Origin of the sequence: Streptomyces griseoluteus, assembly GCF_004784465.1 — a bacterium.
In the GTDB taxonomy this organism is placed as follows: Bacteria; Actinomycetota; Actinomycetes; order Streptomycetales; family Streptomycetaceae; genus Streptomyces; species Streptomyces griseoluteus.
Window position 1 is genome coordinate 295671 of record NZ_SRRU01000006.1, and the last position, 13344, is coordinate 309014.

Genomic DNA, 13344 nt, shown 5'->3' on the forward strand with positions numbered 1-13344 from the left:
GGCGCACCCCGCCCGGCGCGCACGCCGGTGCCCGCCGACGGAACGTTCCGCCGACGGGCACCGGGGGTGAACAGGGCGCGGAGTGGAGGACAGGAAAGGGGGTCAGTGGATGATTCCGGTGCGCAGGGCCACCGCGACCATGCCGGCGCGGTCGCCCGTGCCGAGCTTGCGCGCGATGCGGGCCAGGTGGCTCTTGACGGTCAGCGCGGACAGGCCCATGGAGACGCCGATCGCCTTGTTCGACTGGCCCTCCGCGACGAGGCGGAGCACCTCGACCTCGCGGCCGGACAGCTCGCGGTAACCGCCGGGGTGGCTCGGGGCGCCCGGCGGACGCCGGTGCCCCATTCTGGCCGCGGCGGAGCCGATGGGGGCGGCGCCGGGGCGGGTGGGCAGGCCGATGTTGGTACGGGTGCCGGTGACGACGTAGCCCTTCACGCCCCCGGCGAGGGCGTTGCGGACGGCGCCGATGTCGTCGGCGGCGGACAGGGCGAGGCCGTTGGGCCAGCCCGCGGCACGGGTCTCGGACAGCAGGGTGAGGCCGGAACCGTCGGGCAGGTGGACGTCTGCGACACAGATGTCGCGCGGGTTGCCGATGCGGGGACGAGCCTCCGCGACGGACGAGGCCTCGATCACGTCGCGCACACCGAGGGCCCACAGATGGCGGGTGACGGTGGAACGGACGCGGGGGTCGGCCACGACCACCATGGCGGTCGGCTTGTTCGGGCGGTAGGCGACCAGGCTTGCGGGCTGCTCGAGGAGAACGGACACCAGGCCTCCTGGCTGGGGGGACGGGGCCGGCTTGTGGGGAAGAAGCCGGGAGGAACCGTGCTTTCAAGGTCACAGTCGTCTTCGGCAGCAAACCCGTCCGCCTTTAGAGAATGATCACGATCTAGTGAGTCACAATCTGTGCAATTCGGACACGCGATCGATCATCCGAAGATCGAATCGGCTCCGGGGTGAGGCGATTCGAGTACGGAAAGTGGCCGTATCGACAAAGTGATGGTTCGGGAAGTGATCACAAAGCAACGCCCCGCCGATCCCGGCGGGGCGCTGAGAAGATGATCAGCCTGAGGGCGGCCTAACGGGGCTGCGGACCCCTGCGCTGCGGCAGGGTCACCACCGAGCCGTCGCCCGGCGCGGCCGGGGGCAGCCCGCCGACCTGGGCCAGCAGATCGCACCACGAGGCGAGGTGCGCGGCGGTGTCCGGAACGCCGCCCAGTCCTTCGAGCGGTGTCCAGGAGGCGCGGATCTCGATCTGCGAGGCGGGCGGCCGCTCCGACAGGCCGCCGAAGTAGTGGGAACTCGCGCGGGTGACGGTGCCGCTCGGCTCGCCGTAGGTGAGTCCGCGCGACTGCAGAGCGCCGGTCAGCCAGGACCAGCACACCTCCGGCAGCAGCGGGTCGGCCGCCATCTCGGGCTCCAGCTCCGCGCGTACCAGGGTCACCAGGCGGAAGGTGCCGTGCCAGGCGTCGTGGCCGGCGGGGTCGTGCAGCAGGACCAGCCGGCCGTCCGCCAGCTCCTGCTCACCGTCGAGCACGACGGCCTCCAGCGCGTGCGCGTACGGCGCCAGCCGCTGCGGGGCGGGCGTCGGCTCCACCTCCACCTGCGGCCGCAGCCGCGCGTTCAGCAGCGCCTCCACCGCGCTGCTGAAGGCAGAGGGGACCTCTGGCACCCCGGCTCCCCCTCTCTCCTCCGCCTGCGTGTCCTTCACGTCGTCCATTCCGCCGGTGCCGTCCGACGATCGTCCCTGAGCCGCAGCCATGCGGGGAAGAGTAAGGGGAAGCGGGCCTTCGTGCAGGGCATGACACCCCCCGAGGGCGGCGGCACTTCTGCCGCGCGGACCGTGCGAGACTTGCCGACGTGAGTGCCAACGCGATCCCCACGGGCCAGCAGCCCACAGCGACGTACGACAGCGCCTTCCTCAAGGCGTGCAGGCGTGAGCCCGTGCCGCACACTCCGGTGTGGTTCATGCGCCAGGCCGGCCGGTCCCTGCCGGAGTACCGCAAGGTGCGCGAGGGCATCCCGATGCTGGAGTCCTGCACGCGGCCGGAGCTGGTCACCGAGATCACGCTCCAGCCGGTGCGCCGGCACGACGTGGACGCGGCGGTCTTCTACAGCGACATCGTCGTCCCGCTCAAGGCCATCGGCATCGACCTCGACATCAAGCCCGGCGTCGGCCCGGTCGTCGCCGAGCCGGTGCGCACCCGCGCCGACCTCGACCGGCTGCGCGACCTCACGCCGGAGGACGTGTCCTACGTCACCGAGGCGGTCGGCATGCTCACCCGTGAGCTGGGGTCCACCCCGCTGATCGGCTTCGCGGGCGCTCCCTTCACCCTCGCCAGCTACCTGGTCGAGGGCGGCCCGTCGCGCACGTACGAGAACGCCAAGGCGATGATGTACGGCGACCCCGAGCTGTGGGCCGACCTGCTGGACCGCCTCGCGGACATCACGGCCGCGTTCCTGAAGGTGCAGATCGAGGCCGGTGCCTCGGCGGTGCAGGTCTTCGACTCCTGGGCGGGCGCGCTGGCCCCCGCCGACTACCGCGCGTCGGTGATGCCCGCCTCCGCGAAGGTCTTCGACGCCGTCGCCGGGTACGGCGTCCCGCGCATCCACTTCGGTGTCGGCACCGGCGAGCTGCTGAAGCTCATGGGCGACGCGGGCGCGGACGTCGTCGGCGTCGACTGGCGGGTCTCGCTGGACGAGGCCGCGCGCCGGGTCGGCCCCGGCAAGGCCTTGCAGGGCAACCTCGATCCGACGGTGCTGTTCACCGACCGCAAGACGGTCGAGGCCAAGGCGCAGGAGGTGCTGGACGCGGCCGCCCACCTGGAGGGTCACGTCTTCAACCTGGGCCACGGCGTCATGCCCAACATCGAGCCGGACGCGCTGACCCACCTGGTCGACTACGTCCATCAGGCGAGCGCCCGCTGATCTCTTCCGCTCACCACGCCTGACGGTGCCGCGCCCGCCTGCCGAACAGCAGGCGGCCCGGCTCCGGCGGGGGCGGGGTGCCGGCCTTCAGCGGCCAGGCGAGCAGCATCCCGGCCACGAAGCCGACGACGTGTGCCGCGTACGCCACCGTGCCGGTGCCGGCCTCGACGCCGCGCCCGGAGGAGTACACGGCCTGGAGGCCGAACCAGAAGCCCAGCACGATCCAGGCGGGCAGCCGGAGCGGCAGGAAGACCAGGAACGGGACCAGCACCCACACCCTGGCCTTCGGATACAGCACCAGATACGCGCCGAGCACCCCCGCGATCGCGCCGGACGCGCCGATCAGCGGGTCACCGGAGTCGGCGTTCAGCAGGGCGAAGCCGTAGCTCGCCGCGTAGCCGCAGGCGAGGTAGAAGAGCGCGAAGCGGACGTGGCCCATGCGGTCCTCGACGTTGTTGCCGAAGATCAGCAGGAACAGCATGTTGCCCAGCAGGTGCAGCCAGCCGCCGTGCAGGAACATCGCCGTCACCACCGACAGCGCCGGCGACTTGTCGTACCCCGGCACCCCCATCACACACCCCGGTCCGGCCGCCCCGGCCCCCACCTGCCCGGTCGGCACCAGCTTGGGCAACTGATGGTGGATCATCTCCCGCGGAATGGCCGCGTAGTGGTCCATGAACGCGTGCAACTGACACAGCTGCGCCACATGACTCTCCCCGCCCGCCGCCCCGGCCGCACCGGGCGTCAGCAGAAACACCAGCACACTGGCGGCGATGAGCGCATACGTCACATACGGCGTACGACGCGCGGGATTGACGTCATGGACGGGTATGACCACACAGAAGTAGTGCCCCGGTTGAAGCACGTGAACCCGTGAACAGCACGGGGGCGGCCTGCCGGACAGCGCGCGGTACGTTACCGCCATGTGCATCTCGACCGGCGCCGCCGACTTCTCCGGGACGATCGTGCACTGCGGGCGCCGGGAGCACCCCGAACACGGCCTGATCCATGTGCTCGGCTACCAGAACACTGCCGTGAACCTGGCGCAGGGGCCGAACGCCATGGTGCTGCACCTGCCCGCCGCCGGGCGCCTCACGGAGCGGCACTTCCTCTCGGCCGGGCGCACCGGGGACGTGCTGCAACGGATGGTCGACGCGGTCGGGTCCGCCGCTGTCCGGGACGACGGGATCGCGTGGATGGGCGCGGAGGCGGAGGCCGTTCAGGTCTTCGAACACGACGTGTACACGGTCCTGCTCGCGGACGACCCGGCCGCCGTGCCGGCCGCGCTGGGACGGGTGCCCGCGCATCGGCGGCCCCGGCTCGAACCGGAGCTGCTGCGGTTCTACGCCGAGTACTTTCCCGGTCACACCTTTGTCGTGTGCTGCTTCGACAACGCCGACGCGCAGCGGGCCAAGCCGCTGTTGCTCTGGTATCCGCCTCTCGATCCGGACCGGCTGACCGTCCCCGCCCTGGACTGTCACACCGGCGGGGCGCCGGACCTGGACGCGGACGTGCCGGTGGATCACTGGGTGCTGTTCTCCAGTGATCAGGCGCCCGACGGGTGGGGGGTGCCCGTCGAGTACCCGGCGAGCATGCGGCACCGGCTGCGGACGTTTCTGCCCGGCGCCGTGATGGGCCGGCGGTACGGGGACGGGACGGCGTTGCCGAACGGGGACTTCTCCATCGGGCACCGGGACCTGCTCGACGGCGACCTCGATCACGTCGAGCGGGTGCGGCCGGGGCCGCGCTAGCGGGTCTCGCGTACCTTGCGTACCGCCTTGCGGGCCGCTACCAGGACCGGGTCCCAGACGGGGGAGAAGGGCGGGGCGTAACCGAGGTCCAGGGCGGTCATCTGTTCCACCGTCATGGCGGCGGTCAGGGCCACCGCCGCGATGTCGACGCGTTTGCCCGCGCCCTCGCCGCCGATGATCTGGACGCCGAGGAGGCGGCCGGTGTTGCGTTCGGCGATCATCTTCACGGTCATGGGGGAGGCGTCGGGGTAGTAGCCGGCGCGGCTGGTCGACTCGATGACGACCGCCTCGTACTGGAGGCCGGCCCGGCGGGCGTCGCGTTCGCGCAGGCCGGTGCGGGCGATCTCCAGCTCGCAGACCTTGCTGACAGCGGTGCCCACGACACCGGGGAAGGTGGCGTAACCGCCGCCCACGTTGGTGCCGATGACCTGCCCGTGCTTGTTGGCGTGGGTGCCGAGCGGGATGTACTGCTCCTGCCCGGAGACCAGGTTCAGCACCTCCACGCAGTCACCGCCCGCCCAGATGTCCTCGTGTCCGCGCACCCGCATGGCGAGGTCGGTGAGGAGTCCGCCGTGCGCGCCCAGCGGGAGCCCCGCCTGGCGGGCGAGGTCGGTCACGGGCTCCACGCCGATGCCCAGGACGACCACGTCGGCCGGGTACTCCGCGTCCTTCGTGACCACCGCGCGCACCCGGCCGTCCTCGCCGCTGCGCAGGCCGGTCACCTCGGTGTCGTCGACCATGGTGATGCCCATGCCCTCCATGGCCCGCCGCACCAGCCGGGCCATGTCGGGATCGAGCGTCGCCATCGGCTCCGCGCCCCGGTTGACCACGGTCACCTCGAAGCCCCGGCGGAGCAGCGCCTCGGCCATCTCGACGCCGATGTAACCCGCGCCGACGACGACCGCGCGCCGGCCCTCGGTACGGGTCAGCGTGTCGATCAGCGACTGCCCGTCGTCCAGGGTCTGCACCCCGTGCACCCCGGCCGCGTCCACCCCCGGCATGTCCGGCCGGATCGGCCGCGCCCCGGTGGCGATGACCAGCTTGTCGTACGAGGTCCAGTACTCGTTGCCGGTCTCCAGGTCGTGCGCCCGCACCCGGCGCCCCGACACGTCGATCTCCGTCACCTCCGTGCGCAGCCGGAGGTCGATGTGCCGCTCCCAGTGCTCCTCCGGAGTACGCGCGACGAGCTGGTCGCGGTCCTGGACGTCGCCGCCGACCCAGTAGGGGATGCCGCACGCCGAGTAGGAGGTGAAGTGGGTGCGCTCGAACGCCACGATCTCCAGCTCGTCCGGTTTCCGCAGCCGGCGGGCCTGCGACGCCGCGGCCATTCCCGCGGCGTCGCCGCCGATCACGACCAGCCGCTGAGGCCCTTCACGCATGTCCATGAGAACAAGCTACGGGGCGAGCGGTGCTGACGCGTCGTCACTTGTGCTCGCCGGAGGCCGCCGCGCCGTCCTCCGACACCGGACGCGCCTGCGGCAGCGAGCCCGGAACGGGCGTCGGCGCCGGACGGCGCGGGAGCCGGGGGCGGACCACCCGACGCCACAGGAACACCAGCAGCGCGAGCAGCGCCGCGAACGGCAGCACCGCGCCCACCACCAGCGCGATCCAGCGCAGCATCGTCAGAAACGCGTGCCAGCCGCCCGACAGCGCGTCCAGGAAGCCGGGTGTGTCGTCCCCGGCACTCGGGTGCGCGCCCCTCCCGGCCAGCGACAGGGTGACGGTCGCCAGGCCCGTACGGTCCTTCAGCGACGCCTGCTGGGCCAGCAGCGCCTCCAGGTCGGCCTCCCGGCTGCTCAGCTCGCCCTCCAGCGCGACCACGTCGGTCAGCTTGTCCGCCCGGTCCATCAGCTCCCGGACCCGCGCGACGCTGGCCCGCTGCGACTTGATCCGGCTGTCCACGTCCACCACCTGATCGGTGACGTCCTGCGCCCGCGCGGTGCGCCGCAGCAGCTTGCCGGTGCCCTGGAGCGAGCCGAGCACCTCCTCGTACCGCTCGGAGGGGACCCTCAGGACGACACGGGTGCGCTCGCTGCCGTCGTCGTCCCGCTCGGTGCTCTCCTCGCCGACGTAGCCGCCCGCGTCCTCGGTGACCCGGCGCGCCTTGGCCAGGGCGCCGGGCACGTCCCGCACCTCGACCTCCAGGGAGGCGGTGCGGATGACGCTCGGCGCGAGCCGCGGCGAGCGGCGGGCGGACTTGCCGTCCTCGGCCGCGCCCCGGCCCGCGCCGGGAGCGGCGGTCGGGGCGTCGGCGTAGGAGGACTTGGAGTCGCCGCCCGACTCGCTGCACCCGGCGAGCGCGAGTGAGGCGGTGAGCAGGACCCCGGCCAGGACCCGGACCTGTGTACGCATGTCTGTTACCCCCCGATGAGACGCGGTGCTGTCCCCCCTTAGACGGCCCGGCCTGCGGGAACGATCGCGTTTTCCGGTCGCGATGCGGTCACGGTCCGGTGACGTACCGGGCACCGGGACGCCCCGCGCGGTCTGAGAGAGTGGGGGCATGAGCGCAGCGAGCAAGGGCCATGTCGTCGTCATCGGAGCCGGTGTCGCCGGACTGGCCGCCGCCCACCGGGCGCTCGCGCGCGGCGCGCGGGTGACGGTGCTGGAGGCCACCGACCGGGTCGGCGGCAAACTGCTGCCCGGCGAGATCGCGGGCCTGAGGGTCGACCTCGGCGCCGAGTCCATGCTCGCCCGCCGCCCCGAGGCGGTGGGCCTCGCCCGCGAGGTGGGCCTCGGCGACCGCCTCCAGCCCCCGTCCACCGCGACCGCCTCGATCTGGACCCGGGACGCGCTGCGCCCCATGCCCAAGGGCCATGTCATGGGCGTACCCGGCACCGCCGCCGCCCTGTCCGGCCTGCTCTCCGCCGAGGGCCTGACCCGGATCGAGCGGGACGCCGAACTGCCGCCCACGGAGGTCGGCGACGACGTGGCCGTGGGCGAGTACGTGGCCGCCCGGATGGGCCGTGAGGTCGTGGACCGGCTGGTGGAACCCCTGCTCGGCGGGGTGTACGCGGGCGACGCCTACCGTCTCTCCCTGCGCTCGGCCGTCCCCCAGCTCTACCAGGCCGCCCGCACCCACGACACCCTCGCCGCCGCCGTGCGGTCCCTCCAGGCCAAGGCCGCCGAGGCGGGGCAGACCGGTCCGGTCTTCCTCGGCATCGAGGGCGGCGTCGGCACCCTCCCGCTGGCTGTCGCCGACTCGGTGCGGGCGCGCGGCGGCGAGATCCTCACCCGCACTCCGGTGAGCGAGCTGCGCCGGGACGGCACGGGCTGGCGCGTCACGGCCGGGGACCGCACGCTGCACGCGGACGCGGTCGTGGTCGCCGTACCCGCCCCCGCCGCCTCGGCGCTGCTGCGCGCCGAGGTCCCGGCGGCCGCCGCCGAGCTGGCCGCCGTGGAGTACGCCTCCATGGCGCTGGTCACCCTCGCCTACCGCCGCGCCGACGCGGCCCTGCCCGAGGGCAGTGGGTTCCTGGTGCCGCCGGTGGACGGCCGCACGATCAAGGCCGCGACCTTCGCCTCCCAGAAGTGGGGCTGGGTCGGCGCCGAGGACCCGGACCTCCTGGTGGTGCGCACCTCGGTCGGCCGCCACCACGAGACCGAGATCCTCCAGCGCGACGACGCCGAACTCGTCGGGGTCGCCCGGCACGACCTGCGCGCCGCGACCGGACTGGACGCCGGACCCGTCGCCACCCGCGTCACCCGCTGGACCGACGGCCTGCCGCAGTACCCGGTCGGCCACCACGCGCGCGTGGCCCGCGTGCGCGAGCACATCGCGAAGCTGCCCGGCCTCGTGGTGTGCGGCGCGCAGTACGACGGCGTGGGCATCCCCGCCTGCGTCGCCAGTGCCTACGCGGCCGTCGACCAGCTCGGCGGCGACCTCGCCGGTGTGCGCGAACTGACGGCCAACCCGGTGCAGAGCCTGCACGGCGGAGCGGGAGAATAGGGGGCATGAGTGACGACGCCCCCACCACCCAGCCGGCCCGCATCCCGAACAAGGGCAAGCTGGCCAAGGACCTCAACGAGGTCATCCGCTACACCCTGTGGTCCGTCTTCAAACTGAAGGACGTGCTGCCGGAGGACCGCGCGGGCTACGCCGACGAGGTCCAGGAGCTGTTCGACCAGCTCGCCGCGAAGGACGTCACGGTCCGCGGCACCTACGACGTCTCCGGCCTCCGCGCCGACGCCGACCTGATGATCTGGTGGCACGCCGAGACCGCCGACCAGCTCCAGGAGGCGTACAACCTCTTCCGCCGCACCAGGCTGGGCCGCGCGCTCGAGCCCGTGTGGTCGAACATGGCGCTGCACCGCCCGGCCGAGTTCAACCGCTCGCACATCCCGGCGTTCCTCGCCGACGAGACGCCCCGCAACTACGTCAGCGTCTACCCCTTCGTGCGCTCCTACGACTGGTACCTGCTGCCCGACGAGGACCGCCGCCGCATGCTCGCCGACCACGGCAAGATGGCCCGCGGCTACCCCGACGTGCGCGCCAACACGGTCGCCTCCTTCTCGCTGGGCGACTACGAGTGGCTGCTCGCCTTCGAGGCCGACGAGCTGTACCGCATCGTCGACCTCATGCGTCACCTGCGCGCCTCCGAGGCCCGGATGCACGTCCGCGAAGAGGTGCCGTTCTACACCGGCCGCCGCAAGTCCGTGGCGGAACTGGTGGCGGGGCTCGCCTAGGCGCGCCTGCCCCTGAGCGCGTCCCGGTCCGGGGTGCCGCGCCCGGCCGGCTCGGTGGGGCGCGGCTCCGGGCGCGGGGCGCAGGCGGCGCGGCGGCCCGGCAGACGGCCTTCGAGCAGGTAGGCGTCCAGGTGGGCGTTGACACACCGGTTGGGGCCGCCGCCGATGCCGTGCGTGCCCGCGTCCCGCTCGGTGACCAGCGTGGACCCGGCCAACCGCCGGTTCAGCTCCAGCGCCCCGTCGTACGGGGTGGCCGCGTCCCGCTCGGCCGCGAGGATCAGCACCGGCGGGGTCTCGCCGCGGCCGGTGCGCACGTCGAGCGGAACCTGACGGCGCGCGGGCCAGTACGCGCACGGCAGGTTCGTCCAGGCGTTGTCCCAGGTCTCGAAGGGGGCGGTGCGGGCGAGGCGGGTGTTGTCGCGGTCCCAGACCCGGAAGTCGGCCGGCCAGGGGGCGTCGTTGCACTCCACGGCCGTGTACACCGCGCTGCCGTTCTCCGCCTCGGCGGCCGTCTCCGGGCTGGGCGCGCCCAGCCGGACCAGCGGTTCGGCGTCACCCTTGAGAAAGGCGGCGAGGGCGGCGGCCCGGCTCGGCCAGTAGTCGTCGTAGTACCCGGCCATCAGGAACGTGTTCTGCAGTTGGCCGGGGCCGACCTTGCCGTCCGCCGGGTGCGCCCGGAGCCGGTCGCTCGCGGTGTCGTAGGAGCGCTGGACGGCGGCCGGGGTCGCGCCGAGGCCGTACACGTCGTCGTGGCGGGCCACCCAGGCGCGGAAGTCGGCCCACCGGTCCTCGAACGCGGCCGACTGGTCCAGGTTCTCGCGGTACCAGACCTTCGCCGGGTCCGGGTCCACCGCCGAGTCCAGCACCATCCGCCGTACGTGACCGGGAAAGAGAGCGGCGTACAGGGCACCCACATAGGTGCCGTACGAGGCGCCCATGAAGGTCAGCCGGGACTCGCCGAGCGCGGCCCGCAGGACGTCCAGATCACGGGCGTTGTTGAGCGAGGTGTAGAACTCCAGCCCGCTGCCCGACCGTTCGGCGCAGCCGCGCGCGTATGCCTTCGCCCGCGCGATCCGCTCCCGCTTGTACGCCTCGGTGGGGTGGACCGGGGCGAGCGAGGGCGCCTTGTAGAACTCCTCCGGCTTCTCGCAGGACAGCGGGGCCGAGGGCGCGACCCCGCGCGGGGCGTACCCGACCAGGTCGTAGGCGGAGGCGATGCGCTGCCACTCGGGGATCACGCCGATCATCGGGAAGTTCAGGCCGGAGGCGCCGGGGCCGCCGGGGTTGTAGACGAGGGCGCCCTGCCGGGGCACCTTGCGCTTGCTGTTGGCCGGGTCGCGCTGGGTGGCCGGCATCCGGCTGACGGTCAGCTCGATCTGCCGGCCGCCGGGGCGGGCGTAGTCCAGCGGGACGCGTACGGTGGCGCAGCGCATCCCGGCCGGGGACTCGCCGGGGCAGGCGCCGAAGCCGAGGCCGGCCGCGCGGGCCCGGGCGGCGGCGACGGCGGTGCCGCGCAGCTCGGCCGCGTCCGCCGCGCCGGGGGCGCCGTTGGCCGGGGTCACGGCGAGCCCGGTCAGCAGCAAGGAACCGGCGGCCGAGTACAGGGCGGCAGCTCTCATCGGACATCCCTTCGGTGCGCGGCGGCGATGGCACGGCTGCCATGGCCCGGCGGCGACAGAAGGGATGTTTCGGAAGGGGCCTCGGGAAAGGCAAGTACCGGCACGCGGGTGTCGGCGTCAGTGCTCCCTGTGCGCCCCCGGCGCGTCGCGGTGGGTGAACGCGGCCCGCAGTTCGGGCTCGTTCAGCGCGCGCACGCCCCGCATCGCGAGCCGTATGAGGAAGGAACCCTCGTCGCCGTCCCCGGCCGGACGCCGGGCCACCTCGCCGAGGAGCCGCTGTCCGGCGGGGGAGGCCCAGCGCGGGTACGGGTGCACCTCGACGCGGGCGATGGCCAGGCAGCTCAGGGTGAGGACCAGGGGCAGCGCGAACCACATCGCCATCTGGAAACGCGGCAGGTCAACCGGGGTCGGCATGAGCAGCGCGGTCGTGCCCAGCGCGAGCACCGCCACGGCGGCGGCCCGCACCTGACGCACCCCGGCGGCCACGGTCGTCCCGGTGTCGAAGGGGACCGCCAGCCCGGCCGCGATCAGCCGGTCGGCGAGCCGCTGCACGGCCTCCGTACCGGCCGCGGCCGCCCGCACCGGAGCGATCCGGGACTGTCCCTGCGGGCCGATCGCGCCGATGACGGAACGTTCCATCTCGTCCCGCCCACGCGGGTCCACCACGGTGGCCCAGCCGGTGTGCGCGAGCAGCAGCCGGCGCTGCCGGGCCATCCGGACCATGGCGAGGTCGGCGACGCGCGAGGGGCCGCCGGACAGGAACGCGGTCTCGTACAGCGTCAGATCACGGTCGTGGCCGTGGGCCCGCGCCGCGCGGTCCGCGGCGGTCGCGCGGACGGCGGCGAGGCACAGCCGGGTGCAGGCGATGGCGGCGAAGGCCCAGGCCGGAAGCAGGAGAAGGACCCAGAACATGAGGTTTTTCTATGTCAGCGGACCCTGAAAAACCATGGCTTGTTCAGTATCCGGACAGAGCGTTGCCGGTATGTGACGTTCCGTTTTTCCCGCAGGTGGGGGAGGGGGGTCAGCGCCGCCCCGACAGCACCCGCCTGGCCAGCCGGGCGGCCGGGCCGGGCGTACGGGGGGCCGGGCCCGCGCGATCGAGCCACCACTCCCGCAGCCTCCTGCGTGCCCGCGCGTCCGCCGGGCGGCCCGTCTTGAGGAGCTGGGCGGCGAACTCCAGCGCGTCCTGCCGGTATCCGCCGCGCATCGGCCTGGTGCGCGCGTAGTCGAGGAACGCCTCCCGGTACCCGGCGCCGAGGATCACCGGCAGCTCGGGCGCCACCTTGGCCACCACGTCCGCCCGTTTCGCCGCGAGCGACCGCGCCTGTACGCCCATCCGCCCCCGGTCGAACCCCTCGGGCAACGGCGTGCGCGCCACCAGCGCCGACAGCACGGCCGTCTGCGCGACGGCCACCCGCTGCCGGGCCTCGGCGGAGGCGTCCGGCGGGACGGGCGGAGCCTCGTCGGCCGGGACCCGCGCGGCCCCGCCGCCCTTCCGTACCGCCTCGCCGATGGCGGCCAACTCCCGCTCCAGCTCGGCCGCTTCGGGAAAGTTCTCGTCCCGTTCCAGCAGGACGCCGGGCGGTGTGACGCGGGACGCCAGGTCGGTCAGGATGTTCAGCACCGCAGGCGGCACGGGGTGCGCGTGGCTGTCGTGCCAGACGCCGTCCCGCTCGAAGCCGCCCGCGACGTGCACATAGGCCAGCGCCTCCAGCGGGAGCCGGTCCAGCGCCTCGGCGGGGTCCTCGCCCCGGTTGACGTGGTTGGTGTGCAGGTTGGCCACGTCGATCAGCAGCCGTACGCCGGTCCGCTCCACGAGCTCGGCCAGGAACTCGCCCTCGCTCATCTCCTCGTCCGGCCAGGAGAACAGGGCGGCGATGTTCTCCAGCGCCAGCGGCACCGGCAGCGCCTCCTGTGCGATCGCCACGTTCTCGCACAGCACGTCGAGGGCGTCCCGTGTGCGCGGTACGGGCAGCAGGTGGCCCGCCTCCAGCGGCGCCGAGGCGGTGAGCGGGCCGCCCGCGCGGACGAACGCGATGTGCTCGGTGACCAGCGGCGCCCCCAGCGCCTCGGCCCGCTCGGCCAGCGCCCGCAGCCGCCCGTCGTCCGGCCGCTCGGCACCGCCGAGCCCGAGGGAGACCCCGTGCGGGATCACGGTCACCCCGCGCTCCCGCAACCGCACCAGCGGTTCCGGCAGATGACCGGGGCAGAGGTTCTCCGCGACGACCTCCACCCAGTCGATCCCCGCCATCCCCGCCACGGCGTCCGCGATCTCCGGCCGCCACCCGATCCCCGTGCCGAGTCGCATCCCCGTCCCCCTCCTTCGTCTGCCGGGGGTATGGCCCCGGCGGGGGCGGGTGAAC

The 13344-nt window shown here is 73.4% G+C and carries 12 protein-coding genes; 4 read left to right on the plus strand and 8 right to left on the minus strand.

Going from position 1 to position 13344, the window contains the following annotated elements; genetic code table 11:
* Positions 1–102: 102 nt before the first annotated feature.
* The gene (locus E5082_RS18480; protein ID WP_031181634.1) at positions 103–768 is read right to left on the minus strand and encodes a response regulator transcription factor; all 666 of its coding nucleotides are present in this window, start codon (positions 766–768) and stop codon (positions 103–105) included.
* 310 nt (positions 769–1078) lie between these two features.
* Positions 1079–1762 carry a DUF3000 domain-containing protein gene (locus E5082_RS18485; RefSeq protein ID WP_135792341.1) on the minus strand — a complete coding sequence of 228 codons (684 nt, stop codon included), beginning with the start codon at positions 1760–1762 and terminating at the stop codon, positions 1079–1081.
* Between the two features lie 98 nt (positions 1763–1860).
* On the opposite strand from E5082_RS18485, the gene hemE reads away from it, so the two are divergent.
* Complete coding sequence (gene hemE, locus E5082_RS18490; RefSeq protein ID WP_135792342.1) at positions 1861–2928, plus strand: uroporphyrinogen decarboxylase; 1068 nt, start codon at positions 1861–1863, stop codon at positions 2926–2928.
* 10 nt (positions 2929–2938) lie between these two features.
* On the opposite strand, the gene E5082_RS18495 is transcribed toward hemE, so the two are convergent.
* Complete coding sequence (locus E5082_RS18495) at positions 2939–3766, minus strand: rhomboid family intramembrane serine protease (protein WP_135792518.1); 828 nt, start codon at positions 3764–3766, stop codon at positions 2939–2941.
* An 85-nt stretch (positions 3767–3851) separates the two neighbouring features.
* On the opposite strand from E5082_RS18495, the gene E5082_RS18500 reads away from it, so the two are divergent.
* Positions 3852–4679 (plus strand): hypothetical protein, encoded by an 828-nt coding sequence (locus E5082_RS18500; protein WP_135792343.1) that lies wholly within the window; start codon positions 3852–3854, stop codon positions 4677–4679.
* Here the strand turns inward: E5082_RS18500 and E5082_RS18505 are convergent.
* A complete protein-coding gene (locus E5082_RS18505) occupies positions 4676–6058 on the minus strand; it encodes an FAD-dependent oxidoreductase (RefSeq protein WP_373310052.1) in 1383 nt (460 codons plus the stop codon). The two genes, E5082_RS18500 and E5082_RS18505, sit on opposite strands and share 4 nt — an antisense overlap.
* A 43-nt stretch (positions 6059–6101) precedes the next feature.
* Positions 6102–7031: a DUF4349 domain-containing protein gene (locus E5082_RS18510; RefSeq protein ID WP_135792345.1), complete on the minus strand. Its 930-nt coding sequence runs from the start codon at positions 7029–7031 to the stop codon at positions 6102–6104.
* A 148-nt stretch (positions 7032–7179) separates the two neighbouring features.
* On the opposite strand from E5082_RS18510, the gene hemG reads away from it, so the two are divergent.
* Positions 7180–8625: a protoporphyrinogen oxidase gene (gene hemG, locus E5082_RS18515; RefSeq protein WP_135792346.1), complete on the plus strand. Its 1446-nt coding sequence runs from the start codon at positions 7180–7182 to the stop codon at positions 8623–8625.
* A gap of 5 nt (positions 8626–8630) precedes the next feature.
* Positions 8631–9362 (plus strand): hydrogen peroxide-dependent heme synthase, encoded by a 732-nt coding sequence (gene hemQ / locus E5082_RS18520; RefSeq protein WP_135792347.1) that lies wholly within the window; start codon positions 8631–8633, stop codon positions 9360–9362.
* Here hemQ and E5082_RS18525 read toward each other — a convergent pair.
* From E5082_RS18525 to E5082_RS18535, 3 genes are all read right to left on the minus strand, one after another.
* Positions 9359–10981 carry an alpha/beta hydrolase gene (locus E5082_RS18525; RefSeq protein ID WP_135792348.1) on the minus strand — a complete coding sequence of 541 codons (1623 nt, stop codon included), beginning with the start codon at positions 10979–10981 and terminating at the stop codon, positions 9359–9361. The two genes, hemQ and E5082_RS18525, sit on opposite strands and share 4 nt — an antisense overlap.
* Before the next feature lie 117 nt (positions 10982–11098).
* Entirely contained in the window at positions 11099–11893 is a 795-nt protein-coding gene (locus tag E5082_RS18530; protein WP_135792349.1) for a TIGR04222 domain-containing membrane protein, read from the minus strand.
* A 109-nt stretch (positions 11894–12002) separates the two neighbouring features.
* A complete protein-coding gene (locus E5082_RS18535; protein ID WP_135792350.1) occupies positions 12003–13289 on the minus strand; it encodes an MbnB/TglH/ChrH family RiPP precursor modification enzyme in 1287 nt (428 codons plus the stop codon).
* Positions 13290–13344: the final 55 nt, after the last annotated feature.